The organism is Streptomyces sp. NPDC046859 (assembly GCF_040645135.1).
Taxonomy (GTDB): Bacteria; Actinomycetota; Actinomycetes; order Streptomycetales; family Streptomycetaceae; genus Streptomyces.
In genome coordinates, this window is sequence record NZ_JBEYXR010000001.1 from 166829 (window position 1) to 192833 (window position 26005).

Annotated in this window: 22 protein-coding genes; 7 read left to right on the forward strand and 15 right to left on the reverse strand. The window is 71.5% G+C overall.

The window, feature by feature from the left end:
- Positions 1–285: 285 nt before the first annotated feature.
- Positions 286–813 carry a universal stress protein gene (locus ABZ899_RS00815; protein ID WP_361338790.1) on the forward strand — a complete coding sequence of 176 codons (528 nt, stop codon included), beginning with the start codon at positions 286–288 and terminating at the stop codon, positions 811–813.
- 115 nt (positions 814–928) lie between these two features.
- Here ABZ899_RS00815 and glmS read toward each other — a convergent pair whose 3' ends face one another.
- The 3 genes from glmS to ABZ899_RS00830 form a co-directional block, all read right to left on the reverse strand.
- Positions 929–2746: a glutamine--fructose-6-phosphate transaminase (isomerizing) gene (gene glmS / locus ABZ899_RS00820; RefSeq protein WP_361338792.1), complete on the reverse strand. Its 1818-nt coding sequence runs from the start codon at positions 2744–2746 to the stop codon at positions 929–931.
- A 14-nt stretch (positions 2747–2760) separates the two neighbouring features.
- Positions 2761–3018 carry a hypothetical protein gene (locus tag ABZ899_RS00825; RefSeq protein ID WP_055623450.1) on the reverse strand — a complete coding sequence of 86 codons (258 nt, stop codon included), beginning with the start codon at positions 3016–3018 and terminating at the stop codon, positions 2761–2763.
- A gap of 86 nt (positions 3019–3104) precedes the next feature.
- Positions 3105–3962, reverse strand: coding sequence for a DUF4429 domain-containing protein (locus tag ABZ899_RS00830; protein ID WP_361338795.1), 858 nt, complete (start codon positions 3960–3962; stop codon positions 3105–3107).
- A gap of 81 nt (positions 3963–4043) precedes the next feature.
- Here ABZ899_RS00830 and ABZ899_RS00835 point away from each other — a divergent pair, with 81 nt between their 5' ends.
- On the forward strand, positions 4044–5624 hold the full coding sequence (locus ABZ899_RS00835) for a beta-N-acetylhexosaminidase (RefSeq protein ID WP_361338798.1): 1581 nt from the start codon (positions 4044–4046) through the stop codon (positions 5622–5624).
- 62 nt (positions 5625–5686) lie between these two features.
- Here ABZ899_RS00835 and ABZ899_RS00840 read toward each other — a convergent pair whose 3' ends face one another.
- The 10 genes from ABZ899_RS00840 to ABZ899_RS00885 form a co-directional block, all read right to left on the reverse strand.
- Entirely contained in the window at positions 5687–7459 is a 1773-nt protein-coding gene (locus tag ABZ899_RS00840; protein WP_361338800.1) for an IucA/IucC family siderophore biosynthesis protein, read from the reverse strand.
- Complete coding sequence (locus tag ABZ899_RS00845) at positions 7456–7998, reverse strand: GNAT family N-acetyltransferase (RefSeq protein WP_361338803.1); 543 nt, start codon at positions 7996–7998, stop codon at positions 7456–7458. The genes ABZ899_RS00840 and ABZ899_RS00845 overlap by 4 nt, the downstream gene beginning before the upstream one ends.
- A complete protein-coding gene (locus ABZ899_RS00850) occupies positions 7995–9278 on the reverse strand; it encodes a lysine N(6)-hydroxylase/L-ornithine N(5)-oxygenase family protein (protein ID WP_361338806.1) in 1284 nt (427 codons plus the stop codon). The genes ABZ899_RS00845 and ABZ899_RS00850 overlap by 4 nt, the downstream gene beginning before the upstream one ends.
- A complete protein-coding gene (desA, locus tag ABZ899_RS00855) occupies positions 9262–10704 on the reverse strand; it encodes a lysine decarboxylase DesA (RefSeq protein ID WP_361338809.1) in 1443 nt (480 codons plus the stop codon). The genes ABZ899_RS00850 and desA overlap by 17 nt, the downstream gene beginning before the upstream one ends.
- 131 nt (positions 10705–10835) lie before the next feature.
- Positions 10836–11669, reverse strand: a complete 834-nt coding sequence (locus ABZ899_RS00860; protein ID WP_361338811.1) for a siderophore-interacting protein — start codon at positions 11667–11669, stop codon at positions 10836–10838.
- Between the two features lie 101 nt (positions 11670–11770).
- Entirely contained in the window at positions 11771–12817 is a 1047-nt protein-coding gene (locus tag ABZ899_RS00865; protein ID WP_361338813.1) for an ABC transporter substrate-binding protein, read from the reverse strand.
- A 193-nt stretch (positions 12818–13010) separates the two neighbouring features.
- A complete protein-coding gene (locus tag ABZ899_RS00870; protein ID WP_361338816.1) occupies positions 13011–14171 on the reverse strand; it encodes an acyl-CoA dehydrogenase family protein in 1161 nt (386 codons plus the stop codon).
- Between the two features lie 6 nt (positions 14172–14177).
- Positions 14178–15113, reverse strand: a complete 936-nt coding sequence (locus tag ABZ899_RS00875; protein WP_361338819.1) for a hydroxymethylglutaryl-CoA lyase — start codon at positions 15111–15113, stop codon at positions 14178–14180.
- Positions 15110–17065, reverse strand: coding sequence for a biotin carboxylase N-terminal domain-containing protein (locus tag ABZ899_RS00880; protein ID WP_361338821.1), 1956 nt, complete (start codon positions 17063–17065; stop codon positions 15110–15112). Before ABZ899_RS00880 ends, ABZ899_RS00875 begins: the two co-directional genes overlap by 4 nt.
- Before the next feature lie 8 nt (positions 17066–17073).
- Positions 17074–18690, reverse strand: coding sequence for a carboxyl transferase domain-containing protein (locus ABZ899_RS00885; protein WP_361338823.1), 1617 nt, complete (start codon positions 18688–18690; stop codon positions 17074–17076).
- Between the two features lie 88 nt (positions 18691–18778).
- On the opposite strand from ABZ899_RS00885, the gene ABZ899_RS00890 reads away from it, so the two are divergent.
- The 4 genes from ABZ899_RS00890 (at position 18779) to ABZ899_RS00905 (ending at position 21904) form a co-directional block, all read left to right on the forward strand.
- Entirely contained in the window at positions 18779–19393 is a 615-nt protein-coding gene (locus tag ABZ899_RS00890; protein ID WP_361338825.1) for a TetR/AcrR family transcriptional regulator, read from the forward strand.
- 96 nt (positions 19394–19489) lie between these two features.
- Positions 19490–20647, forward strand: coding sequence for an acyl-CoA dehydrogenase family protein (locus tag ABZ899_RS00895; RefSeq protein WP_361338827.1), 1158 nt, complete (start codon positions 19490–19492; stop codon positions 20645–20647).
- Between the two features lie 34 nt (positions 20648–20681).
- On the forward strand, positions 20682–21560 hold the full coding sequence (locus tag ABZ899_RS00900) for an acyl-CoA thioesterase II (protein ID WP_361338830.1): 879 nt from the start codon (positions 20682–20684) through the stop codon (positions 21558–21560).
- Between the two features lie 86 nt (positions 21561–21646).
- Positions 21647–21904: a hypothetical protein gene (locus tag ABZ899_RS00905; protein ID WP_361338833.1), complete on the forward strand. Its 258-nt coding sequence runs from the start codon at positions 21647–21649 to the stop codon at positions 21902–21904.
- A 66-nt stretch (positions 21905–21970) separates the two neighbouring features.
- Here ABZ899_RS00905 and ABZ899_RS00910 read toward each other — a convergent pair whose 3' ends face one another.
- Both ABZ899_RS00910 and ABZ899_RS00915 read right to left on the reverse strand, forming a co-directional pair.
- Positions 21971–22765: a phosphatase gene (locus ABZ899_RS00910; protein WP_361338836.1), complete on the reverse strand. Its 795-nt coding sequence runs from the start codon at positions 22763–22765 to the stop codon at positions 21971–21973.
- Positions 22766–22827: 62 nt separating this feature from the next.
- Positions 22828–24309, reverse strand: coding sequence for a PucR family transcriptional regulator ligand-binding domain-containing protein (locus ABZ899_RS00915; RefSeq protein ID WP_361338839.1), 1482 nt, complete (start codon positions 24307–24309; stop codon positions 22828–22830).
- Between the two features lie 223 nt (positions 24310–24532).
- On the opposite strand from ABZ899_RS00915, the gene ABZ899_RS00920 reads away from it, so the two are divergent.
- A complete protein-coding gene (locus ABZ899_RS00920) occupies positions 24533–25993 on the forward strand; it encodes a sodium:solute symporter (protein WP_361338842.1) in 1461 nt (486 codons plus the stop codon).
- Positions 25994–26005: the final 12 nt, after the last annotated feature.

A 26005-nucleotide genomic window follows, 5' to 3' on the forward strand; every position in this document is an offset into this window, starting at 1 on the left:
GGTCACTGGTGGACGATCGGGTTCTCGCCGGGCGGGGGCGTGCTTCAGCGCAAACCGCCTGTACACCGCAGCAACCATTGCGTTACGGGCGCACCCTCGTGCATGCTCCCTGGAACCCGCACGGACCTCGCGCGGGTATCTGGGCTAAGGAGGCGTGCCGCCGTACCCTTGGGGTATGGGCTTGGGAAGACCATTCCCGGACACCGCTTTCCCGAGACCGCCGCATCCGTCACGGAGCTCCGCTCGCGAGCCCATCCATCAAAGGATCACAACGCCGAGACAGCCATGGCCGGTCACGAATTCTTCGAACCCGCGGACCGCAAGCGGCCCGTCGCCGATCCCACGGCGGCCGATCCCCTCGCGGCGGAAGAGTCACGCCACTCCTGCGATCCCGCCTTCAAGCACGGCGTCGTCGTGGGCTTCGACGGTTCCACATCCAGTGAGCGGGCCCTCGCCTACGCCATCGGCATGGCCCACCGCTCCGGGGCGGGTCTGATCATCGTCCATGTCGCCAACCGGCTGCCCACCACGGTGTGGGCGGGCTGCGAGCCGCCGGTCTTCGTCGACGTCCCGGACCACCGCACCGAGGTGCTCGGCCTCGAACTGGCCTGCGCCGACTATCTCGCCGAGGTCCCCTGGATCCTGGTCGAGCGCGGCGGCGACATCTGCCACGAACTCGAGGAGGTCGGGGTGGAGTACGAGGCGGACGCGATCGTCGTCGGCTCCACGCACGGCATCGTCGGACGGCTCTTCGGCTCCGTCGCCGGGCGGCTCGCCAAGCGGGCCAAGCGCCCGGTCGTCGTCATTCCCTGACGCTCCCTCGCGGGAACACCTTCGCATCCGCCGGCCTTCGCGCCCCCCGACGCACGGAACCCCTCGTGCGCCGTGGCGTGACGAGGGGTTCCGCGGTGTGCCGGGTTCGGTCCCGCTACTCGACGGTGACCGACTTGGCCAGGTTGCGCGGCTTGTCGATGTCCCGGCCCAGCGCCAACGCCGTGTGGTAGGCGAGGAGTTGCAGCGGGATGCCCATGAGGATCGGGTCCAGCTCGTCCTCGTTCTTCGGGACCACGATCGTCTGGTCCGCCTTCTCCTGCGGCTGGTGCGCGACCGCGAGGATCTTGCCGCTGCGGGCCTTGATCTCCTCCATCGCGGCGCGGTTCTTCTCCAGCAGGTCGTCGTCGGGGACGATCGCGACCGTCGGCAGGGCGGGCTCGATCAGGGCCAGCGGGCCGTGCTTGAGCTCGGAGGCCGGGTAGGCCTCGGCGTGTATGTACGAGACCTCCTTGAGCTTCAGCGAGGCCTCACGGGCGACCGGGTAGCCCCGGACCCGGCCGATGAAGAGCATCGAGCGGGCGTCGGCGTACTGCTCGGCCAGCTTCTCGATCTCCGCCTCCTGCTCCATGATCTCGGCGATCTGCGCGGGCAGCTTGCGCAGGCCCTCGATGATCCGCTTGCCGTCGCGCACGGACAGGTCACGGGTGCGGCCGAGGTGCAGGGCGAGGAGCGCGAAGGCCACCGTGGTGTTGGTGAAGCACTTCGTGGAGACCACACAGACCTCGGGGCCGGCGTGGACGTAGATGCCGCCGTCGGCCTCGCGGGCGATGGCGGAGCCCACCACGTTCACGACGCCCAGGACCCGGGCGCCCTTGCGCTTGAGCTCCTGCACGGCCGCGAGGACGTCGTAGGTCTCGCCGGACTGGGAGACGGCGACGTAGAGCGTGTCGGGGTCCACGACCGCGTTGCGGTAGCGGAACTCGGAGGCCGGCTCGGCGTCCGCGGGGATACGGGCCAGCTCCTCGATCATCTGGGCGCCGATCTGCCCCGCGTGGTACGAGGTGCCGCAGCCGAGGATCTTCACCCGGCGGATCTGCCGGGCCTCGCGGGCGTCGAGGTTGAGGCCGCCGAGGTGCACGGTGGAGAAGCGGTCGTCGATGCGGCCGCGCAGCACGCGGTCCACGGCCTCGGCCTGCTCGTGGATCTCCTTGTGCATGTAGGTGTCGTGGCCGCCCATGTCGTAGGAGGCGGCCTCCCACTCGACGAGGGTCGGCTCGGCGGTGGTGCGGGTGCCCTCGGTGGTGTACGTACGGAAGTCGTCGGCCTTGAGGGTGGCCATCTCGCCGTCGTCCAGGGTGACGATCTGCCGCGTGTGGGCGACCAGCGCGGCGATGTCCGAGGCGACGAACATCTCCTTCTCGCCGATGCCGAGGACGACCGGGGAGCCGTTGCGGGCCACGACGATGCGGTCCGGGAAGTCGGCGTGCAGGACGGCGATGCCGTAGGTGCCCTCGATGAGGCGCACGGTCTCGCGGACCTTGTCCTCCAGCCTCTCCGCCTCCGAGCGGGCGATGAGGTGGACGAGGACCTCGGTGTCGGTCTCCGACAGGAACTCGACGCCGTCCGCCTCCAGCTTGCGGCGCAGGTCGGCGGCGTTGTCGATGATGCCGTTGTGGACGACGGCGACCTTGCCCTCGGCGTCCAGGTGCGGGTGGGCGTTCGCGTCGGAGGGGGCGCCGTGGGTGGCCCAGCGGGTGTGGGCGATGCCGGTGGTGCCCTTGAAGCGCGCCGGTACCTTGGCCTCCAGGTCGCGGACCCGGCCCTTGGCCTTCACGGTCTTGAGACCGGCGGTCTTCGGGGAGGTGACGGCGATGCCCGCCGAGTCGTACCCGCGGTACTCCAGGCGCTGCAGGCCCTCCAGGAGCAGGGGCGCGACGTCACGCTTCCCGATGTATCCGACGATTCCGCACATATGAACAGGTACCCCTAGCCGTAGACGATGCGGCGCAGCTGCCGGAGCGAGAGCTCCGGCGGTGCCACCGCCCGGTATTTCAGGTCCGCCTCGATCCGTTCGAAGATCGTCGCGTTCACCAGGCCCTGGGCCTGGAGCTCGCGGTGGCGGCGACGGACGAACTGCTCGGTCGTCTCGTCGAAGTAGGCGAGCACGTCCTGGATCACCCTCAGTGCCTCGCCCCGGTTCAGGGGCGTGCTGCGGGTCAGATGATCAACAAGGTCGTCGTGCACTCGGTAGATCCTGGGGTATGGGAGATCGTTCCGCAAGAATTCTGCCCGATTTCGGGCAAGCGTGCGCCCGGTGGTGGGGGTGTCTCCTACAGACGCTTCAGTACGGCCTGCTTGGCGGCCGCGAACTCCTCGTCCGTCAGGACACCCGTGCGGTGCAGGTCGCCGAGCTCGCGCAACCGGCGCAGCAGCACGTCGTGGTCCTCGGGGTCCGCCTGCCGCGGGACCCGTCCCTCCGGCGCGGGTGCGGCCGGATGAGGGATACGGGCCTGCACCGCCGCCCCGACCAGGGCCATCAGCGGGTCCTTCCTGAAGCCCCACAGCTCCACCGCGTGCGGGTCGTACTTGGGCGGGGTCGTGGCGGACCCGTGGCGCACGACGAACCGGAGGTGGCCGTTCTCCAGGCCCGCGGCCGGCTGCCACTCCACCGCGCGGACGTCCGTGACCTGGATCGTGCGGGGCCCGCCCGCGGCCTTGGCCTCCTCCGTCTTCCAGTTCCACTCCAGACGGATGCGCTCGCCGTCGAAGGCGGCCGTGCCGTCCCCGGCGGAGAAGGACAGCGGCAGCGAGGGGCCCGGCAGTAGATACCGGTCCACCGGGCCGGCCGGGACCTCGTCCAGCAGCAGCGCGTTGCGGACCTCGTCCACGACATACTCCGCGACGCCGTACCGGTCGGGCTCCACGACCAGTTGGTACGGATCGTGGGGTTCAGTGAGGCGACCGCCCGTGGCGAGCAGCAGCGGGTCCGCGCCGTCCCGCAGCCGCAGCCTGAGCCGGCCGGCCCGCTTGCCCTGCTCGAAGGAGATCCCGGCCAACGCCTCGAGGGGTACGACGAGTTCGCCCAGCGCCGCGCGCAGCAGGCCGACGCTCTTGTCGCGGCCGGGGATCAGCCGCAGGGCGTCGCCGTCGAAGATCCAGGTGCCGTCCCGCTGGATGATTTCCGCCATGGGGTGGATTGTTCCATCCGGGTCGCGAGAGAGTGGTCCAGACCTCTTGGAGCGTCAACGGCTCATGGAAGGGACGCTTTTGTGAAGAACAGAACGCTGCGCCTTCTCGGTTCCCTGTTACTGGTCGCCCTGGGCGTCTCGGTGACCGGGGCCGCTCCCGCCCCCCGCTCGACGTCACCCACCCCGTTCGACCGCGTCATCCCCGCGCCCGCGCACACCACCCCGGGTGGGAACCCGTACCGGATCACCCGCGGCACCCACATCCGGGTCGACGGCTCCCGCGAGGCGCGCCGCGTCGGCGAGTACCTCGCCGGCCTCCTGCGCCCTTCCACCGGCTACCGCCTCCCGGTCACCGACCGCGGCGCCGGGGGCATCCGGCTGCGCCTGCACCAGGGCCCGTTCGGCGCCGAGGGCTACCGCCTCGACAGCGGGCCCGGCGGCGTCACCATCACCGCGGCGGTCCCCGCCGGCCTCTTCCATGGCGTGCAGACCCTGCGCCAGCTCCTCCCGGCCGCCGTCGAGAAGGACTCCGTGCAGCCCGGCCCGTGGCTGGTCGCGGGCGGCACCCTCCATGACACCCCGCGTTACTCCTGGCGCGGCGCGATGCTCGACGTCTCCCGGCACTTCTTCACCGTCGAGCAGGTCAAGCGGTACATCGACCAGCTCGCCCTCTACAAGATCAACAAGCTGCATCTGCACCTCAGCGACGACCAGGGCTGGCGCATCGCCATCGACTCCTGGCCGCGGCTGGCCACCTACGGCGGCTCCACCCAGGTCGGCGGAGGCCCCGGCGGCTACTACACCAAGGCCGACTACAAGGAGATCGTCCGGTACGCCTCCTCCCGCTATCTGGAGGTCGTCCCCGAGATCGACATGCCCGGGCACACCAACGCCGCGCTGGCCTCGTACGCCGACCTGAACTGCGACGGCGTCGCGCCCCCGCTCTACACGGGCACCGCGGTCGGATTCAGCTCGCTGTGCGCCGGCAAGGAGATCACCTACGACTTCGTCGATGACGTGATCCGCGAGCTGGCCGCGCTGACCCCCGGCCGCCATCTGCACATCGGCGGCGACGAGGCGCACTCCACCAGCCACGAGGACTATGTGGCGTTCATGGAGCGGGTGCAGCCGATCGTGGCCCGGTACGGCAAGACGGTGGTGGGCTGGCACCAGCTGACCGGGGCGACCCCGGCCGAGGGCGCGCTCGCCCAGTACTGGGGCCTGGACGGCACGAGCGCCCAGGAGAAGGAACGGGTCGCCGCGGCCGCGCGCAACGGCACCGGGATCATCCTGTCGCCGGCCGACCGGATCTACCTCGACATGAAGTACACCGCCGACACCCCGCTGGGGCTGTCCTGGGCGGGCCTGGTGGAGGTGCGCCGGGCCTACGACTGGGACCCGGCCGCCTATCTGCCGGGGGCGCCCGCGTCGGCGATCCGCGGGGTCGAGGCCCCGCTGTGGTCGGAGACGCTGACCCGGTCGGACGAGATCGAGTACATGGCGTTCCCGCGGCTCCCGGGCGTCGCCGAGCTCGGTTGGTCGCCGGCCTCGACGCACGACTGGGACGCGTACAAGGTGCGGCTCGCCGCGCAGGCCGAGCGGTGGGAGGCGCTGGGCATCGACTTCTACCGGTCGCCGCAGGTGCCCTGGCCCACGGCGTAGCGCACACGACGGCGGGCGCCCGCGGAGGACCGTACTCCGGGGGCGCCCGCCCGTCCGTGGGGCTACAGCCCGGCGATGGGGTTCTTCAGGGTGCCGACGAGCTGGAGGGCGCCGGCCGGGTCCGCGAGGTCCACCATCTGCCGGTTGTCGCGCAGTTGGAGGCGGTTGAGGCAGGACAGCGCGAACTCGGGGACGAACATGTCGTACCGCTCGAACTTCTCGGCGAGTTCGGGCACCGACCGCTGGTAGTCGCGGGTCACCTCGGCGACCGTCCGCCAGAAGGCGTCCTCGTCGAGGACGCCCTCGGTGGCGAGGTTGGCGGCGAGGAAGCGGAAGAAGCAGTCGAAGACGTCCGTGAAGATCGACAGCAGCCTGGTGTCCTCGGGCACGTCCACCCGCACCCGCTCGACCGCCGGCGGCAGCACCGCGTCCGGGTCCATGACGGCGATCTCCTCGGCGATGTCCTTGTAGATCGCGCGCCGGACCACACCGTCCTTCAGCACCAGGACGACGTTCTCGCCGTGCGGCATGTACACCAGGTCGTAGGCGTAGAAGCTGTGCAGCAGCGGGGTGAAGTAGGCCCGCAGGTAGTGCCGCAGCCACTCCACCGGGTCCAGGCCCGACCGCTCGATCAGGGCGCCCGCGAACGACGCGCCCTCGTGGTCGACGTGCAGGAGCGAGGCCATGGTCGCCGGCGTCTCGCCGTCCTCGAGGCGGGGCACGGGGCTCTCGCGCCACAGCGCCGCCAGCATCTTGCGGTACGGCGAGTACCGGTCCGTCGCCGCCTCGTACTCCAGGTGCCGGTAGCCGACCGCGGCCCGCTCCCGGATGATCGACAGGCCCGTCGAGCGCAGCACCGGATCACCGTCGACGAGCTGGGCCAGCCAGTCGTTGATGGCGGGCGTGGCCTCCATGTAGGCGGCCGAGAGCCCGCGCATGAAGCCCATGTTGAGGACCGACAGGGCCGTCTTCACATAGTGCTTCTCCGGGCTCGTGCTGTTGAAGAACGTCCGGATGGACTGCTGGGCCAGGTACTCGTCGTCGCCCTCGCCCAGGACGACGAGGTGCTCGCGGGCGACCTCGGCGGCGAAGGTGACCGCGAGCTTGTTCCACCACTGCCACGGGTGCACCGGGATGAGGAGGTAGTCCCGGGGGTCGAGGTCCCGCGCGCGCAGCACCCCGTGGAACCGGTCGACGGTCTCCGCGCCCAGCTCCTCCCGCATGAACGACTCGTACTCGACGCCGACGCCCGCCGTGAAGGCGGCGCGTGAGCGGTGGGCCGCCAGCCACACCAGCCGTACCGGACGCGCCGCCTCCGGGGCGTACGCCAGGTACTCGTCGACGCCGAAGCCCAGCCGGCCGTTGTTGGCGACGAAGCAGGGGTGGCCCTCGGTCATCCCGGCCTCGATCGCCTGGAATCCGGAGCGGGCCAGCTCGGCCACCGGGACCCGCGGCTTGGTCAGCTTGTAGCAGGTGCCCGAGAGGGTGGAGGAGATCTCCTCCAGGTAGACGGGCAGGATCTCGTCGCTCAGCCCCAGGGACTTCTGCAGCTCGATGAAGAAGTCCAGCGCGGCGAGCGGGAGTTCCGTCCCGTCGCGGTGGCGGGCGATCGAGTCGGCGTCGATCCCCCAGTGGTCCAGGGCGCGACGCACGGCGGTGAACGTGTACCGCGTGCGCCCGTCGTCGCTGCGGACCACATAGCCGCCGTCGCCGGACGGCTCGGGGGTGAGCAGGCGCTCGTGGGCGAACTCGGCGAGGGCCTTGCGGACGAGGAGGCGGTTGGCCCGCGCCCAGCGGTGGGGGGACAGATGCGCCACGGCGTCGGACGGCGTCATACGGCTGCTCCTCGGGCTGCCTCGAACCGGTCACGGGTGCAGAAGCTCAGCAGCGCCTTCTTCTCGGGCTTCTGGATCTCGCGCTCGGCCACGAACCCCACCGCCGCGTTCAAGGCGTGGACGGCCGAGTTGGCGACGTCCGGCTCCACGACGACCCGCCGGACCCCGGGGTCCTCGAAGAGGTGCTCCATCACGGCGGTGATCACGGCCCGGGTGAAGCCGTGCACGGGACGGTCGGTCGCCGGCGTGAGGAAGTGCATGCCCACGTCGCCCGGCAGCGGGTCGTACAGGCCGACCAGCTCGCGGTGGGCGGGGTCGTACCTCTCCATCAGGAAGGCGGGCGCCCCGTGCTCGTCGAGACCGAGCAGGGCGTGGTGGTGCTCGTCGGCCGCGATCTCCATGTAGGCGCGCTCGACGTCCTCCAGCCTGGCGTCCTGCATCATCCAGAACGCGGCCTTGGGGTGGGTCACCCAGGAGTGCAGTAGCTCGGCGTCCCTCAGCGGGTCGAGGGGGCGGAAGGTGAAGGTGCGGGTGCTCATACGGAGAACTCCTGGAACGCGATCGTCTTCTCGACCGGGTAGTACTCGGCGCCGAGCAGCTCGCGGATGATGTACGCGTTGCGGTACGGCCCCATGCCCAGGTCGGGGCTGGTGATGCTGTGCGTGTGGACACCGGCGTTCTGGAGGAAGACACCGCGTCCGGTGACGTCGATGGCGTAGTTGCGGGCGACGTCGAAGTTGCCCCGGCCGTCGTAGACCAGGCGGTCGCGCACCGGGCGCAGGAACTCCGGCTCGGCGTACCTGTAGCCGGTCGCCAGCACCAGGCCCTGCGACTCGATCGTGAAGTCCTTGCCCTGCTCCTCCTGGCGGAACGACAGGGTGTACGTGCCGTTCTCGTGGCGCGCGCCGGTGAGGGCGGAGTTGGTGAGCAGCCGCGTGGGGACGGGGCCGCCGAGGCTCTTCTGGTAGAGCAGGTCGAAGATCTCGTTGATCAGGTCGCCGTCGATGCCCTTGAACAGGCCCTTCTGCTCGGCGGTGAGCCGGTAGCGGGTGTCCTCGGGCAGCTCGCGGTAGTAGTCGACGTACTCCGGGGACGTCATCTCCAGCGTGAGCTTGGTGTACTCCAGCGGGAAGAAGCGCGGGGAGCGGGTGACCCAGTTCAGCCGGTAGCCGTGGACGTCGATCTCGCTGAGCAGGTCGTGGTAGATCTCGGCGGCGGACTGCCCGGAGCCGACCAGGGTGATGGACTCCTTCCTCTGCAGCTCCGCCTTGTGCTGGAGGTAGCGGGAGTTGTGCAGGAAGCCGCCGCCGAGGCCCTCGCACGCCTCGGGTATGTGCGGCGGGGTGCCGGTGCCGAGGACGAGGTGGCGGGCCCGGTAGGTGTCGCCCGCGTCGGTGCGCACGGCGTAGACCCCGGCCTCGTCCTCGTACGTCACCTCGGTCACCGTGGTGCCGAAGCGGATGCTGCTCAGCCGGCTCGCGGCCCAGCGGCAGTAGTCGTCGTACTCGACGCGCAGCGGGTAGAAGTTCTCGCGGATGTAGAACGAGTAGAGCCGCCCCTTCTCCTTCAGGTAGTTCAGGAAGGAGTACGGCGAGGTCGGGTCGGCGAGGGTCACCAGGTCCGACATGAACGGCGTCTGGAGGTGGGCGCCGTCCAGGAACATGCCCGCGTGCCACTCGAAGTCGGGCTTCGACTCCAGGAACACGCCGTCGAGTTCGGCGATCGGTTCGGTCAGGCACGCGAGGCCGAGGTTGAACGGGCCGAGCCCGATGGCCACGAAGTCGTGGACCACGGGCGGGTTGTCAGGACGCGCGGTCAAGGGAGTCTCCCAGGTACTGCTCGGCGTGGCCGGCGATCAGGTCGAGGACGGCGGCGATGTCGTCGGTCGTCGTCTCGGGGTTGAGCAGGGTGAACTTCAGGTAGTGGCGCCCTTGGACCCTGGTGCCCGCGACCACGGCGTCGCCGGAGGCGAACAGCGCCTTGCGGGCGTACAGGTTGGCCCGGTCGATCTCGGCCGGGTCGGTGACGGCGGCCGGGATGTGGCGGAAGACCAGGGTGGACAGGGCGGGCTCCACGACCACGTCGAAGCGGGGGTCGGCGGCCAGCAGCCGCCAGCCCGCCGCGGCCAGGTCGCAGACCTCGTCGAAGAGCTGCCCGATGCCGTCGGCCCCCATGGTGCGCAGGGTCATCCACAGCTTGAGCGCGTCGAAGCGGCGGGTGGTCTGGAGGGACTTGTCGACCTGGTTGGGGATGCGCTCCTGGACCATGCGGCGCGGGTTGAGGTAGTCCGCGTGGTAGGTGACGTGCCGCAGGGTCGCGGCGTCGCGGACCAGCACGGCGGACGAACTGACGGGCTGGAAGAAGGACTTGTGGTAGTCGACGGTGACGGAGTCGGCATGCTCGATGCCGTCGATGCGGCCCCGGTACTTCACGGAGGCCAGCAGGCCGCAGCCGTAGGCGGCGTCGACGTGCATCCAGGTGCCGTACCGCTCGCAGAGCCCGGCGATCTCGGGCAGCGGGTCGATGGAGCCGAAGTCGGTGGTGCCGGCGGTGGCGACGACGGCCATGGGCACCAGGCCGTCCCGGGTGCAGCGCTCCAGCTCCCGGGCGAGCGCGACGGTCTGCATGCGCTTGGCGTGGTCGACCGGGACGGAGACCACGGCGTCCGGGCCGAGGCCGAGCAGTTTCGCGGACTTCTTCACGCTGAAGTGGCTGACCTCGGAGGCGAGGATACGCAGTTTCGCCAGGCTGTCGGTCTTGGCCTCCTCGCGGGCCAGCAGCAGCGCCTGGAGGTTGGACTGGGAGCCGCCGGAGGTGAACACGCCGTCGGCGGCCGGGCCGAGGCCGATGCGGGCGGCCGTCCAGTCGACCAGCTTGCGCTCGATCAGGGTGCCGCCGGCCGACTGGTCCCAGGTGTCCAGCGAGGAGTTGACGGCGGACAGCACCGCCTCGCCCAGCACCGCCGGAATGACGACCGGGCAGTTGAGGTGGGCGAGGTAGCGCGGGTGGTGGAAGTAGACGGCGTCCCGGAGGTAGACGTCCTCCAGCTCGTCGAGCACCGCGGCGGTGTCGTGCAGCGGGCGGTCGAGATCGATCGCGTCGATGGCGGGGGCGAGGTCGTCGACCGAGACGCCGGTGAACGGACGGTCGGTGGCGGCGAGTTTGGCGGCCACCCGCTCGATGCCTTCGGTCACGGAGCGGCGGTACCGCTCCGCGGTCGTGTCGTTGAGCAAGTGCGAGCGCATGGGGAGGTCCTCCGGTGGGGACGGGGCTCTGGAGCGGGAGCAACTTAGGTAAGGCTAACCTAAGTTGACGTTGCTTGTGCCGGGTTCGGACGTGACCGGGATCACGGGGGGGGGCTGACGGACGCCGGACGTCACGCCGCCGCGCGCAGCTGTTCCTCGCTCATGCCCTGCCGCCAGTAGCCCACGAAGGTGACCCTGCGGCGGTCCAGGCCGCGTTCGGCGACGAAGTGCCGGCGCAGCGCCTTCACACAGCCGGACTCGCCGGCGAGCCACACGTACGGCCGCTCGGCGGCGGGGATGTGGGCGGCCCGGACGGAGTCCAGGGCCAGGGGGATGCCCTCGGGGTGCGCCCGGTCCCGGACCAGCCAGGTGATCCCGGCGTCGGCGGCGGTCGGCAGCTCCTGGACGTCCCCGGCGTCACGGACCTCCAGCCACACCTGGGCGGGCGTCCCGGCGGGCAGCGTCTCGAGGACGGCGGCGACGGCGGGTACGGCGGTCTCGTCGCCCCACAGGACGACCGGCCCGGTGTCGGCGGGCGGCCGGAAGCGGATGGCCCGGTTGTCCGCGACGGCGGGGCCGAGCACCAGCACCCGGTCACCCGCGGTGGCCCGCGCGGCCCACGAGGAGCCGGGGCCGGCCGGAGTGTGCAGCACGAAGTCGACGTCGATCTCGCCGGCGTCGCGGCGCAGCGCGCGCAGCGTGTACGACCGCATCACCGCCCTTACGCCGTCCGGCAGTTCGCGCCAGCCCTGCCACCAGCCGTCGCCCAGCTCGACGGGGACGCGGGGCTCGCTCTGCCCCGGGTGCGGCAGGAACAGCGACAGGGACTGGTCGCGTCCGTCGGAGAGGAAGTGCTCCAGGTCCGCACCGCCGAAGGTGACCCGGACCAGGGACGGCCCGAGCCGCCGCGTCCGTACGACATGGAGGGCGAAGAAGCGGAAGGGGGCGGCGACGGCGGTGGTCATAGGGGGCGACTCCCGGATCGGCGTCGGTGTGCCTGCTCAAGGGGGTGCGGGGACCGCGCGACCGGCCACGGCCGGCCCGCGGTCCCCCGAGCGGCCGTCTCTCAGGCGACCTTCTCGGCCTTCTCGATGGCCTCGGCCAGGTTCGTCAGCAGCGGGGTGCACTTGGCGTACGACAGGATCGGCTCGGGCGAGCGCGGGACGACCTGCCCGGCCTTCACGGCGGGCAGCTTCTTCCAGGTGCCCTCGGTGATGTCGGCCGGCTGGATCGTCTGGGTGCGGTCGTCCATCATGATGATGTCGGCCGGGTACTTGTCGACGTTCTCCCAGCTCAGGCTCTCGTACCAGCCGCCGCCCTCCTTCTTGGCGCTCTCCGGCGGCTCGACGAAGTTCACGCCGAGGGCCTTGAAGTACTCCAGGTCGATGGAGAGGTTGGTGCCGGAGACGTAGAAGATGTCCTGGCTGGCGGAGCCGGCCATGACCTTGATCTCCGGGCGGGACTTGGCGGCCTTGCGCAGTCGCTCGGCGGCGGCCTCGAACTCCTTCTTGGCCTGCGCGGCCCCGCCGGTCCTCAGGTCGGCGCCGAGGGACTCGGCCAGCTCCCACACCCGCTCCAGCGGCTGGGTCAGCTGACGGTCGTACACGGAGACGGCCACGCTCGGCGCGAGCTTGGCGATCTTGTCCTTGGACGCCTCGGGGACGTACCAGAGGGTGCCGGCGCTGTCGAAGGTCGTGGAGATGAGGACCTCGGGGGCGAACGCCGCGTACTTCTCGACGCTGAACTGGTCCCAGACGTTGCCGAACACCGTCAGCTTGCTGACGTCCATGTCGCCGGCCTGCACGTCGGCCTTGCCGTCCTTGGTCTTCGTCGGGCCGAAGACGCCCTCGACCTCGATGCCGTAGTCGTACAGGGCGGCCGCCACGCCGACGAAGGCGACGATCTTCGTGGGGACCTTGTCCAGCTTCACGGTCGTGCCGCGGTCGTCCTTGAACGTCCAGGGGCCGGACTCGGCCGCGCCCCCGGCCTCGTTCGACCCGTCGCTCTCGGCGTCGTCGTCCCCGCAGGCCGCGAGCACGGCACCGAGACCGAGGGCGCCGCCGGCGGCGAGGATGCCGCGGCGGGTGAGGTGGGTGGCTCTGGCGTTGGACATGGCTACGCTGCTTTCGAACAGGGCTGATCACCGCTGGACAGTTCGAAGATAGGTTAGCCTAACCTGAGCTGATGTCCAGGGGTGGGGCGCCGTGAGTCCCGCGCCCGCCCGTGAGCGGACCCCTGTACGCGGCGAGGCCCAACGCCCCGGTTCCTGCGGGACGTTGAGCCTCATTCGGGTCGTTCGCGGCAGGTCAGCCCACCAGCCCCAGCTCCCGCGCGATCAGCATGCGCTGGACCTCGCTGGTGCCCTCGCCGATCTCCAGGATCTTGGAATCCCGCCACATCCGGGCCACCGGGTACTCGTTCATGAAGCCGTAGCCGCCGTGGACCTGCGTGGCGTCCCGGGCGTTGTCCACCGCGACCGTGGACGAGTACAGCTTCGCCAGCGCCGCCTCCTTCTTGAACGGCTCCCCGGCCACCAGCCGGGACGCCGCGTCGCGCCAGGCGAGGCGGGCCGTGTGCGCCTTCATCTCCATGTCGGCGATCTTGAACTGGATGGCCTGGTTGGCGCCGATCGGACGGCCGAACGCGTGGCGCTCCCTCGCGTACTTGACCGACTCGTCCACACAGCCCTGCGCCAGGCCGGTGGCCAGCGCCGCGATCGCGACACGGCCCTCGTCCAGGATGCGCAGGAACTGCGCGTACCCGCGGCCTTCCTGGCCCAGCAGGTTGGCCGCCGGGACACGGACGTCCACGAAGGACAGCTCGCGGGTGTCCGAGGCGTTCCAGCCGACCTTGGAGTAGGGGGCGGCGACCGTGAAGCCCGGGGTGCCGGCGGGCACGATGATCGAGGAGATGAGCGGCTTGCCGTCCGGCTTGCGGCCCGTCACCGCCGTGACCGTCACCAGACCGGTGATGTCGGTGCCGGAGTTGGTGATGAAGCACTTGGTGCCGTTGATCACCCACTCGTCCGTCGACTCGTCGAGGCGGGCCGTCGTCCGGGTCGCGCCCGCGTCGGAGCCGCCGTCCGGCTCGGTCAGGCCGAACGCGCCGAGGATCTCACCGGAGCACAGCTTCGGCAGCCAGGTGCGCTTCTGCTCCTCGGTGCCGAACAGATGGATCGGCATGGCGCCCAGCGAGACGCCCGCCTCCAGCGTGATGGCCACCGAGGAGTCGACGCGGGCCAGCTCCTCCAGGGCGATGCCCAGCGCCAGGTAGTCGCCGCCCATACCGCCGTGCTCCTCGGGGAACGGCAGGCCGAACAGCCCCATGCGGCCCATCTCCCGCACGATCTCGTACGGGAACTCATGACGCTCGTAGAAGTCGCCGATCTTCGGCGCCACGACGTCGTGGGCGAACTCCTCCACCGTGCGGCGGAGGTCCTCCAGTTCGGGGGAGAGACGGTGGTCCATGGCGGTTCACTGCTCCTTGTGGGAGAGGGCTCGTACGGTGCGGGAGGGGCTGGGCCGTCCCAGCTGGTCGGCCATCCACGCGCTTGTGGCGACGAGGAGGCCCAGGTCGACTCCGGTATCGATGCCGAGGCCGCGCAGCATCCACACGAGGTCTTCCGTGGCGAGGTTGCCGGTGGCGGACTTGGCGTACGGGCAACCGCCCAGCCCGCCCGCGGAGGCGTCGACGGTGGTGACGCCGTGCTGGAGGGCGGCGTAGGTGTTGGCGAGGGCCTGACCGTAGGTGTCGTGGAAGTGCACGCCGATGACGCCGGTCGGCACCCCCTCCTCGTTCAGCATCGAGAGCAGGGCGCGCACATGGGCCGGCGTCGCCACGCCGATGGTGTCGCCGAGGCTCAGCTCGTCGCAGCCCATCGCGACGAGCGCCTTGCACACCCGGACGACCTGGGGGAGCGGGACGGCACCCTCCCAGGGGTCGCCGAAGCACATCGACACATACCCGCGCACCTGCACGTCCTCGTCCTTGGCGCGCCGCACCACAGGCTCGAACACCGCGAGGGACTCGTCCAGCGTCCGGTTGAGGTTGGCCTTGGCGAAGGACTCGGTGGCGCTGGCGAACACCGCGACGCGCCGGGCGCCGAGGGCGAGGGCCCGGTCCAGACCCCGGTCGTTCGGGACCAGGACCGGCAGCTCGACCCCCTCCAGGCCGGAGACGAGCGGGAACAGGTCCTCAGCGTCCGCGAGTTGGGGCACCCACTTCGGATGGACGAAGCTCGTCGCCTCGATCGTCGTCAGACCGGCCGAGGCGAGCCGGCGGACGAACTCCGCCTTCACCTCGGTGGGCACGGTCGACTTCTCGTTCTGCAGGCCGTCGCGCGCGCCGACCTCGTGGATGCGCACCCGGGCCGGCAGACCCGGCGCCGGGACGGTCATGGGCAGCGTCATCGGACCTCCTCCGCCGGGGTGATGACCACCAGGACCTGGTCCATGGCGACCGTGGAACCGGGTGCGACGTCGAGTTCGGCGACCGTGCCGGCGTGCGGGGCGGAGATGACGTGCTCCATCTTCATCGCCTCCACCACGAGCAGGCTCTGGCCGGCCGTCACCTCGTCGCCCACGGCGACCTTCACCACCGTCACCGTCCCGGGCATGGGCGCGGTGAGCGAGTCGGCGCCCGCGTGGGCGGCACCGGTGAGCGAGGCGGCCACCGGGTCGTGGTCGCGCACCTGCCAGGCGTCGCCGTCGCGGCCCAGCCAGTCGGCGGCCCGGTGGAAGGTGTGGCGGACGCCGTCGAGGGTCACCGACACCTCGTCGTCCGTGACGACGGCGGAGCCGCGCGGCGTGTACTCCACGGGCTCCTGCGCCCGCAGGTGGAAGCTCACCGGCCGCGGGGTGCCGCCGAGCCGCCAGCCGCTCGGCACCGAGAACGGATCCGTCCAGCCGTCGCCCTCCGGGCGCAGCGCGTCGAGGCGGACGGCCGCCGCCGCCTCGTACACCTCCTCGGGCACCTCGGTGGTGACCAGGTCGTCCACCACGCGCTCCACCAGGCCCGTGTCCAGCTCACCCGCCATGACCGCCGGATGCGCCAGCAGCCGCCGCAGGAAGCCCGCGTTGGTCGGCACGCCCAGGGTGACCGTCCCCGCCAGGGCCGCCCGCAGCTTCCGCAGCGCGGTCGCGCGGTCGGGGCCGTACGCGATCACCTTGGACAGCATCGGGTCGTACAGGCTGCCGACCTCCGTGCCCTCGCTGAGCCCGGAGTCGGTGCGCACGCCGTCGCCCTGCGGCTCGCGCAGCCTCAGGACCGTGCCGCCGGACGGCAGGAAGCCGCGCGCCGGGTCTTCGGCGCAGACGCGCGCCTCGACGGCGTGCCCGGTGAACGTCACGTCGTCCTGCCCGAAGGCCAGACGCTCGCCGGCCGCCACCCGCAGCTGCCACTCCACCAGGTCGATCCCGCCCGTGGCGCCGGCCGCACCGATGGATACGACCAGCTCGGTGACCGGGTGCTCCACCTGGAGGCGGGTGTTCATCTCCATGAAGTAGTACGAGGACGGGTCGCCGCCCGGCACGATGAACTCCACCGTGCCCGCGCCCCGGTAGCCGCAGGAGCGGGCCGCCTGCACGGCCGCCTCGCCCATCCCCGCGCGCGTGGCCTCGTCGAGGAGCACGCTGGGCGCCTCCTCGATGATCTTCTGGTGCCGGCGCTGCAGCGAGCACTCGCGCTCCCCGAGGTGCACGACGTTGCCGTGCCCGTCGGCCAGGACCTGGATCTCGATGTGCCGGGGCCGGTCGATCCACCGCTCGACCAGCAGGGTGTCGTCGCCGAAGGAGGCGCGGGCCTCACGGCGGGCCGCGGCGATCTCGTCCGCCAGCAGTGCCGCGTCCCGTACCAGCCGCATGCCCTTGCCGCCGCCGCCCGCCGACGGCTTGAGCAGCACCGGCATGCCGATCTCGCGCGCGGCGTCCGCCAGTTCGGCGTCGGTGAGGCCGCTGCCGCTGGAGCCGGGAACCACCGGGACACCGGCCGCCTTCACGGTCTCCTTGGCCCGGATCTTGTCGCCCATCAGGGAGATGGCGTCGGCGGGCGGCCCGATGAAGACCAGCCCGGCGTCGGCGCAGGCGCGCGCGAAGCCGGCGTTCTCCGCGAGGAAGCCGTAGCCGGGGTGGACGGCCTGGGCGCCGGTGCGGGCGGCCGCCTCCAGCAGCCGCTCCACGGACAGATAGCTCTCGGCCGCCGGCGCCGGACCGATCCGGACCGCCGTGTCGGCCTCGCGCACATGGCGGGCGTCGGCGTCCGCGTCCGAGAAGACGGCCACCGAGCGCACGCCCAGCGCGCGCAGGGTACGGACGACCCGGACGGCGATCTCGCCCCGGTTGGCCACGAGTACGGTGTCGAACATGGTCCCCCTCACATCCGGAAGACGCCGAACTGGGGGTCACCCAGGGGCGCGTTGGCACAGGCGGTCAGGGCCAGACCCAGCACCTGGCGGGTCTCCAGCGGGTCGATGACCCCGTCGTCCCAGAGCCGGGCGGTGGCGTAGTAGGCGTTGCCCTGGCGCTCGTACTGCGCGCGCACGGGCGCCTTGAACGCCTCCTCGTCCTCGGCCGGCCAGGTCTCCCCGCGCGCCTCCAGCTGGTCGCGCTTGACGGTGGCGAGGACCGAGGCGGCCTGCTCGCCGCCCATGACGGAGATCTTGGCGCCCGGCCACATCCACAGGAAGCGGGGCGAGTAGGCCCGGCCGCACATGGAGTAGTTGCCAGCGCCGTAGGAGCCGCCGACCACGACCGTCAGCTTCGGCACGCGCGTGCAGGCCACCGCCGTGACCATCTTGGCGCCGTGCTTGGCGATGCCGCCGGCCTCGTAGTCCTTGCCGACCATGAACCCGGAGATGTTCTGCAGGAACACCAGCGGGATGCCGCGCTGGTCGCACAGCTCGATGAAGTGGGCGCCCTTCTGGGCGGACTCGGAGAACAGGATGCCGTTGTTGGCGACGATGCCGACCGGGTGCCCGTGGATCCGGGCGAAGCCGGTGACGAGCGTCTGCCCGAACTCGGCCTTGAACTCCGCGAAGCGGGACCCGTCGACCACGCGCGCGATGATCTCGCGCACGTCGTAGGGGGTGCGGGAGTCGACCGGCACGGCGCCGTACAGCCCGTACGGGTCGACCTTCGGCTCGACGGCGGGCGTGACCTCCCAGGGGAGGTCGCGGCGGGCGGGCAGGGTGGCGACGATGTTCCGCACGATGCGCAGCGCGTGCGCGTCGTCCTCCGCGAGGTGGTCGGTCACGCCGGACACCCGGGAGTGGACCTCGCCGCCGCCGAGCTCCTCCGCGGTGACGACCTCGCCGGTGGCGGCCTTCACCAGCGGGGGCCCGCCGAGGAAGATCGTGCCCTGGCCGCGCACGATCACGGCCTCGTCGCTCATCGCGGGGACGTAGGCGCCGCCGGCCGTGCAGGAGCCGAGGACCGCGGCGATCTGGGGGATGCCCGCGCCGGACATCCGGGCCTGGTTGTAGAAGATCCGCCCGAAGTGCTCGCGGTCCGGGAAGACCTCGTCCTGCATCGGCAGGAAGGCGCCGCCGGAGTCGACCAGGTACAGGCACGGCAGCCGGTTCTCCAGGGCCACCTCCTGGGCGCGCAGATGCTTCTTGACGGTCATCGGGTAGTAGGTGCCGCCCTTGACCGTGGCGTCGTTGGCGACGATCACGCACTCGCGGCCGCCGACCCGCCCGATGCCCGCGATGACACCCGCCGCCGGGGCCTGCCCGTCGTACATCCCGTCGGCGGCGAGGGGGGCGAGCTCCAGGAAGGGTGAGCCGGGGTCGAGCAGGGTGTCGACCCGGTCGCGGGGCAGCAGCTTGCCGCGCGCGGTGTGCCGGGCGCGGGCCTTCTCACCCCCGCCGAGCCGCACCGCGGCCAGTTTGGCGCGCAGTTCCTCCCCGAGCGCCCGGTGGGCCTCCTCGTTGGCCCGCCAGGTCTCCGACGCGGGATCCGCCGCGCTCTGGAGCTCCGGTGCCTCGTGCATCCTCGCGGTCCCCTCACCTTGTTAATGAGCGTTAACGCATTTTCCTTCAGGTTAACGACCGCTAACCTCCCTGTCTAGAATCGTTCCCATGGCCACCAGAACCGACGCCCCCACCCGCCGTGAACAGATCCTCAAGGAGGCCGCGCGGCTCTTCGCCGAGCGCGGATTCCACGGCGTCGGTGTCGACGAGATAGGCGCCGCCGTCGGCATCAGCGGTCCCGGCCTCTACCGGCACTTCCCCGGCAAGGACGCGATGCTCGCCGAACTGCTGGTCGGGATCAGCGGCCGGCTGCTGACGGGCGCGAAGCGGCGCCTGGCGGAGGCGGACGGGGTGCCGGCGGAGGAGGTCCTCGACTCCCTGATCGAGGGCCACATCGACTTCGCCCTCGACGACCGCCCCCTGATCACCCTGCACGACCGCGAGCTGGACCGCCTGCGCGACAGCGACCGCAAGCTCGTGCGCCAGCTCCAGCGGCAGTACGTCGAGCTGTGGGTGGGGGTGGTGCGCCGGGTCTATCCGGAGCTCACCGAGCCGACCGCCCGCTCGGCCGTCCACTCGGTGTTCGGCCTGCTGAACTCCACCCCCCACCTGGGCCGTCCGGGTGCCCTGCCGGGTCGCGGGGCCACCGCGGACCTGCTCCACCGGATGGCGCGCGGGGCCTTCGGGGCGGCCGGGGGCGGGGCGCGTCCGCCGGGGGAGTGACGAGCGTTACGGTCGTTCCACCCTGGACGTCCTTCGCTACCCGCCGGTACGGTTGATGAGCAAGCGCTTAGACATGTACCGGTGGAGGTGGACGGCGTGCGCCGTACTGTGTTCAACGAGGACCACGAGGCGTTCCGGGAGACCATCCGGGCCTTCATCGAGGCCGAGGTCGTACCGGTCTACGACGAGTGGTTCGCGGCGGGCCAGGCGCCCCGCGACTTCTACTACAAGCTCGCCGAGCTGGGCGTCTTCGGGATCCGCGTCGATGAGGAGTACGGCGGCGCCGGCATCGAGTCGTACAAGTTCGAGGCGATCATGTACGAGGAGACCGCCCGCGCCGGTGTGCAGTTCGGCGGCTCCGGTGTGCACGTGCTGCTCGGCCTGCCGTACCTGAAGATGCTCGCCACCGACGAGCAGAAGAAGCGCTACCTGCCGAAGTTCGTCACCGGCGAGGAGATGTGGGCGCTGGCGATGACCGAGCCGGGCACCGGCTCCGACCTCGCGGGCATGAAGACCACCGCCAAGCTCTCCGAGGACGGCACGCACTACGTCCTCAACGGCGCCAAGACCTTCATCACCGGTGGTGTCCACGCCGACCGCGTGATCGTGTGCGCCCGCACCGCCGCGCCCACCGCCGAGGACCGCCGCCACGGCATCTCCCTGTTCGCGGTGGACACCAAGTCCGAGGGCTACTCCATCGGCCGCAAGCTGGACAAGCTGGGCCTGCGCACCTCCGACACCGCCGAGCTGGCCTTCGTCGACGTCAAGGTCCCGGTCGAGGACCTCCTCGGCGAGGAGAACAAGGGCTTCTACTACCTCGGCCACAACCTCGCCTCGGAGCGATGGGGCATCGCCTACGGCGCCTACGCGCAGGCCAAGGCCGCCGTCCGGTTCGCCAAGCAGTACGTCCAGGAGCGCACCGTCTTCGGCAAGCCTGTCGCGTCCTTCCAGAACACCAAGTTCGAGCTGGCCGCCTGCCAGGCCGAGGTGGACGCCGCCGAGGCCGTCGCCGACCGCACCCTGGAGGCCCTGGACGCCGGTGAGCTGACGCCCGCCGAGGCCGCCTCCGCGAAGCTGTTCTGCACCGAGGTCGCGCACCGGGTGATCGACCGCTGCCTCCAGCTGCACGGCGGCTACGGCTTCATGAACGAGTACCCGATCGCGCGCCTGTACGCGGACAACCGCGTCAACCGCATCTACGGCGGGACCAGCGAGATCATGAAGACGATCATCGCGAAGGACATGGGCCTGTAAGCCCCCGACCTTCCCCGCCACGAGAAAAGGTGCCATGAACGAGGCACTTCAGAGCCTCCTCGAGCTGCTCGACCTCGAGCAGATCGAGGTGGACATCTTCCGCGGCCGGTCCCAGTCCGCGGTCGTCCCGCGCGTCTTCGGCGGGCAGGTCGCGGCCCAGGCGCTCGTCGCCGCCGGCCGCACGGTGCCCGCGGACCGGCCCGCCCACTCCCTGCACGCGTACTTCCTGCGCATGGGGGACCCGGGCGCGCCCATCGTCTACAACGTCGACCGCATGCGCGACGGGCGCTCCTTCACCACCCGCAGGGTGGTCGCCGTCCAGCACGGCAAGCCGATCTTCGCGCTGTCGGCGTCCTTCCAGACGTACGAGGAGGGCCTGGACCACCAGGCCCCGATGCCGCCGGCGCCCGACCCGGCGTCGCTGCCCACCTCCGAGGAGCGGCTGCGCGGCTACGGGCACCTCGACCCGGCGGTCGTCGAGCGGTTCCTGGAGGCACGCCGGGCGGTCGACCTGCGCTATGTCGACGAGCCGCCGTACGGCCGGTACGGCGAGCCGCGCGAGCCGCACTCCCAGGTGTGGTTCCGCACCAACGGGAAGCTCGCCGACGACCCGCTGCTGCACGTCGTGCTGGCCACGTACGTCTCCGACATGACCCTGCTGGACTCGGTGCTGCTCGCGCACGGGCGGGGCGGCTGGGCCGTCGGCGACGTGGTGGGCGCCTCGCTGGACCACGCCATGTGGTTCCACCGGCCGTTCCGCGCCGACGAGTGGCTGCTGTACGACCAGGAGTCCCCCTCCGCCCACGGCGGCCGCGGCCTCGGCCAGGCCCGCATCTACACCCAGGACGGCCGGCTCGCGGTGTCGGTGATCCAGGAGGGCGTGGTCCGCGTCCCGCGCGGCGCCGGCGACTGAATCGCGGGGCCTCCCCCGAGCCGGATACGTGATCTTCGCCTGATGTGGGCAGGGATGCGTCGACGGTCACAGCGACAGGGGGGACCTTGCCCAAAGACGCGAAGGAACTGGTCGACAAGCTGCTGGGCCAGCGGGAAACCCAGAAGAGGAGCAGTAAGCCTGGGCCCCATCCCGACGAGATCTCATTGCTCCAGGTCGACGCCCAGCTCGCCCTGGCGAAGAGCAACGTCGAACTCGCCGAGGCGCTGCAGGCGTTCGCCGGTACCGCCGACAAGCACAACGGAGCGCTCAATAAAGCCATCGTCGAGCTGACCGCCAAGGTCGCCGCACTGCGCACACGCTGACGAGTCCGCCGCCGCCCGGCCCGTTCGGGGCGGGGGCGGCGGGGCGCCGGCCCGGGCGGGCGCGCCTCAGGCGTCGCCGAGGCCCGCCTCCGTCAGCAGGTACGCCGTCATCGGGTCGTAGTGGCGCGGGCTGACCACGTGGTCGTCCAGGGGGACGACGACCTGCACGGTGCCCTCGGCCTCGGCGAGGAACAGGGCCGGGTCGTTGCTGTCGGCGTAGCCGACGGAGTCCACGCCGTGCTGGCCCGCGTACCCCGCCCAGCCGTGGTCGGCGACCACGAGATCGGGCAGCGGACGGCCCTCGCGCTCCAGGCCGGTGAGGATCGCCTTCATCGGGTCGCCCGAGTGCGTGTGCCACAGGGAGGCGCCGTGCTCCAGGACGGCCACGTCGGCGAACTGCATGACATAGCCCTCCTCGGTCTGCAGGCCCTCGGGGATCACGACGATCTCGCAGCCGGCGGCGCGCAGCGCGGCGGCCGTGGCGCGGTGCACGTCCAGCAGGCCCCCGGGGTGGCCGGTCGCGAACAGGACCCGCTGCGAGCCGTCGGCCGCTTTGCGCAGCCGGGCCGCCATGCGCTCCAGCGCGGCCACCGTCAGCTCCGGGTCGATGGTGTCCTGGCCGTGCCGGTGCTCGGCGTCGTCGCTCACACCGACGCGCTCCGCCATCACCGCCAGGACGTCCTGCTCGTCGGTCCAGCGGTCGCCGAGCTCCAGGCCGAGCCAGTAGTGGCGGTTGCCGTTCGCCAGCTGACGGTAGTGGGAGAGGTTGTTCTCGCGGGGGGTCGCGACGTCGCCCGCGATGCGGGTGCGGACGAGGTGGTCGACGAGCTCGGCGCGGCTGGGTGTCCCGGGTATCGGCATGGTTCCCATTGTGGGGCAGACGCCCGGCACGGCGTCTCGGTCCGGGGCGCGTGCGACGCGGGTCACTGCCCCGAACCGGACGCTTCGGCATGGCGCAGGGCGAACCACAGCTCCATGCGGACGTCCGCGTCGTCGAGGTCCGCCTCCAGCAGCGCGGCGCACCGGGCGATCCGCTGCCGGACGGTGTTGCGGTGCACGGACAGCGCCACCGCCGTGCGGTCCCAACTGCCGTGCAGCGACAGCCAGGTGCGCAGGGTGTCCGCGAGGGTGCCGGTCAGCGGCGCGAGCAGCGCGTGCGCGTGCGCCCGCGCCGCGTCCCCGGGGACCAGCTCGGCCAGGGCCGGGCGGTGCGTGCCGTGCCGGTGCAGTGGCGTGCGGGTGGCCCGTGCCCGCGCCAGCGCCCGGGCCGCCTGGGTGTCCGCCACGGTCCACTCCCCGGCCGGCACCGGGCCGCTCACTCCGAGCGTCCAGCCGGGCTGGGCGTCCGGCACCCGGTCCGCCGGGACGAGGACGCGGACGACGTCCCGCCCCAGGTCGACCAGGGGCGAGCCGAGGGCCGCGCCCAGCGCGGACGCCGCCACCGGATCGCACGGGGGCGTGCCGGGCGCCGCGTGCACGACCAGCCAGGTCTCCGCGCCCAGCAGCGGGGCCACCGTGTGCGGCTCGGCCCCCAGCAGCAGCCGTACCAGGGCGGAGGAGCGGGCCGCCCCCGAGCCGCTCTGGTGCTCGCCGGTGAGCAGGGACAGCAGGACGGCGGCGACGGAGGCGACGGTGTGGTCCCCGGACCGGTGCTGCGGCGCGGCCACCCCGAGGACGAAGCCGTGCCCGGCGCCCAGCGCGTACGCGGCGAGACGGGTGTCGCCGGCCGTGTCGGTGGCGGAGGTGGGCGTGCCGGGCCCCGAGGGCCGGACGACCGCCGCGAGCGCGGCCAGCGCCCGGCCGGCCGCCGGGTCCGCCGCGCGGCCCGCCGCGGCGACCCGCGTCCCCTCGGGGCCGTACAGGACCGCGTGCCCGCCCACCCGCTGGGCCAGCTGCCGCAGCACCGCCCGCACCGGGTCCGGGCGCGCCGCGGCGGCCGCCAGGCTCTGCTGGGCCTCCGCGACCCGCCGCAGCTCGGCGAGCCGGGCCTGCGCCATGAGCTGCCACACCGCCCGCGCCACCCCGGAGAACGTGGTGCGCGGCGGCACCTCGAGCAGCGGCAGACCGTGGGCGTCGCACGCCTCGACGAGGGCGCGCGGCACGGTGTCGTGCACGGGAGCGAGACCGAAGCCGAGGGCGGCGCCGCCCGCCGCGACGATCCGCCCCACGTAGTCGTCGAAGTAGGTCCCCGTGCCGGCCGCCTCCGGGACGTGCACGCCCGCCGACAGCAGCAGCTCGCCGCCCAGCAGATAGGGATAAGGATCGGCCATCTCCGAGGTGTGCGCCCAGTGGATCACCGTGTCCGCGTCCACGGGCCCGGCGATCTGGCGCAGACCCAGGTCGTCGCGGGCCAGGAGGGCCGACAACGGCACGGGCGGGGTGGGCGGAACCGCATGGTCCGGCATAGATGGTTCCTCCACTCGTGAGACGGCGAATGGATGAAACGTACACTTCGCAGTCACTTTCCGGCCACCTACTGTCATTGCAGTCCGGCAGCCGCGGGTGGGGGTCCCCCCGCGGGAGCGGGTTCGAGCGTGGGGGAGGGCGGTTGTCCCCGCGATCGCTGCCGGCCGTCCCCACCCCATCTGCACGACACGCCACCGGGATGTGCGCGAAGGAGGCCCCACCATGGCCGTCGACTACACAGTGATCGTCGTCTATCTGGCCGGCATGCTGGCCATGGGCTGGTGGGGCATGCGCCGCGCCAAGTCCAAGAGTGAGTTCCTGGTCGCCGGACGCCGGCTCGGCCCCGCGATGTACTCCGGCACCATGGCGGCGATCGTCCTCGGCGGCGCCTCCACCATCGGCGGCGTGGGCCTCGGCTACCAGTACGGCCTCTCCGGCGCCTGGATGGTCTTCACCATCGGCCTCGGTCTGCTCGCCCTCTCCGTCTTCTTCTCCGCGCGGATCGCCCGGCTGAAGGTCTACACCGTCTCCGAGATGCTGGACCTGCGCTACGGCGGCCGGGCCGGTGTCATCTCCGGCGTCGTCATGTGGGCGTACACCCTGATGCTCGCGGTCACCTCCACCATCGCCTACGCCACGATCTTCGACGTGCTGTTCGACATGAACCGCACCCTGGCGATCGTCCTCGGCGGCTCCATCGTCGTCGCCTACTCGACGCTCGGCGGCATGTGGTCGATCACCCTGACCGACATGGTGCAGTTCGTGGTCAAGACGATCGGCGTGCTCCTGCTCCTGCTGCCCATCGCCGTCGTCAAGGCCGGCGGGTTCGGCGAGATGAAGGCGAAGCTGCCGACCGAGTACTTCGACCCGCTGGGCATCGGCGGTGAGACGATCTTCACCTACGTCCTGATCTACACCTTCGGCATGCTCATCGGGCAGGACATCTGGCAGCGCGTGTTCACCGCCCGCAGCGACACCACCGCCAAGTGGGGCGGCACCGTCGCCGGCACCTACTGCCTCGCCTACGCCCTCGCCGGCGCGGTCATCGGCACCGCGGCCAAGGTGCTGTACCCGAACCTCTCCAGCGCCGACGACGCCTTCGCGACCATCGTCAAGGACGAGCTGCCCATGGGCGTGCGCGGCCTGGTGTTGGCCGCCGCCCTGGCCGCCGTGATGTCGACCTCCTCCGGCGCGCTCATCGCCTGCGCGACCGTCGCCAACAACGACATCTGGTCGCGGCTGCGCGGGGTGGTCCGCCCCGACGGCGAGGCGCACGACGAGGTGAAGGGCAACCGTGCCTTCATCCTGCTGATGGGCCTCGCCGTGATCGGCACGGCCATCGCGCTGAACAACGTCGTCGAGGCCCTGACGGTCGCCTACAACCTGCTCGTCGGCGGGCTGCTCGTGCCGATCCTCGGCGGGCTGCTGTGGCGCCGCGGGACCGCGCAGGGCGCGCTCACCGCGGTCGTGGTCGGCGGTGTCGCGGTGATCACGCTGATGGCCACGCACGGCATCCTCGCCAACGAGCCCGTCTACTACGGCCTGTTGTCCTCCCTCGTCGCGTACGTCGCCGTCTCGCTGCTGACGAAGCCCACCGACCCGGCCGTCCTCGCCCTCTGGCGCGAGCGCCTGGCCGGACGGGAACCCGAACGCGCGTCCGAACCGGTGCCGGCCGGCCAGTAGAGTCATAGGCAC

Excerpts from the sequence above, each read along its gene's own strand:
- ABZ899_RS00900 (WP_361338830.1), top strand. The coding sequence starts at position 20,682 with ATGAACGAGGCACTTCAGAGCCTCCTCGAGCTGCTCGACCTCGAGCAG.
- ABZ899_RS00875 (WP_361338819.1), bottom strand. The coding sequence starts at position 15,113 with ATGACGCTGCCCATGACCGTCCCGGCGCCGGGTCTGCCGGCCCGGGTG.
- ABZ899_RS00840 (WP_361338800.1), bottom strand. The coding sequence starts at position 7,459 with ATGACGCCGTCCGACGCCGTGGCGCATCTGTCCCCCCACCGCTGGGCG.
- ABZ899_RS00915 (WP_361338839.1), bottom strand. The coding sequence starts at position 24,309 with ATGCCGGACCATGCGGTTCCGCCCACCCCGCCCGTGCCGTTGTCGGCC.
- ABZ899_RS00910 (WP_361338836.1), bottom strand. The coding sequence starts at position 22,765 with ATGCCGATACCCGGGACACCCAGCCGCGCCGAGCTCGTCGACCACCTC.
- ABZ899_RS00870 (WP_361338816.1), bottom strand. The coding sequence starts at position 14,171 with ATGGACCACCGTCTCTCCCCCGAACTGGAGGACCTCCGCCGCACGGTG.
- desA (WP_361338809.1), bottom strand. The coding sequence starts at position 10,704 with ATGCGCTCGCACTTGCTCAACGACACGACCGCGGAGCGGTACCGCCGC.
- ABZ899_RS00920 (WP_361338842.1), top strand. The coding sequence starts at position 24,533 with ATGGCCGTCGACTACACAGTGATCGTCGTCTATCTGGCCGGCATGCTG.
- ABZ899_RS00830 (WP_361338795.1), bottom strand. The coding sequence starts at position 3,962 with ATGGCGGAAATCATCCAGCGGGACGGCACCTGGATCTTCGACGGCGAC.
- glmS (WP_361338792.1), bottom strand. The coding sequence starts at position 2,746 with ATGTGCGGAATCGTCGGATACATCGGGAAGCGTGACGTCGCGCCCCTG.
- ABZ899_RS00885 (WP_361338823.1), bottom strand. The coding sequence starts at position 18,690 with ATGCACGAGGCACCGGAGCTCCAGAGCGCGGCGGATCCCGCGTCGGAG.
- ABZ899_RS00880 (WP_361338821.1), bottom strand. The coding sequence starts at position 17,065 with ATGTTCGACACCGTACTCGTGGCCAACCGGGGCGAGATCGCCGTCCGG.
- ABZ899_RS00860 (WP_361338811.1), bottom strand. The coding sequence starts at position 11,669 with ATGACCACCGCCGTCGCCGCCCCCTTCCGCTTCTTCGCCCTCCATGTC.
- ABZ899_RS00815 (WP_361338790.1), top strand. The coding sequence starts at position 286 with ATGGCCGGTCACGAATTCTTCGAACCCGCGGACCGCAAGCGGCCCGTC.
- ABZ899_RS00845 (WP_361338803.1), bottom strand. The coding sequence starts at position 7,998 with ATGAGCACCCGCACCTTCACCTTCCGCCCCCTCGACCCGCTGAGGGAC.
- ABZ899_RS00865 (WP_361338813.1), bottom strand. The coding sequence starts at position 12,817 with ATGTCCAACGCCAGAGCCACCCACCTCACCCGCCGCGGCATCCTCGCC.
- ABZ899_RS00890 (WP_361338825.1), top strand. The coding sequence starts at position 18,779 with ATGGCCACCAGAACCGACGCCCCCACCCGCCGTGAACAGATCCTCAAG.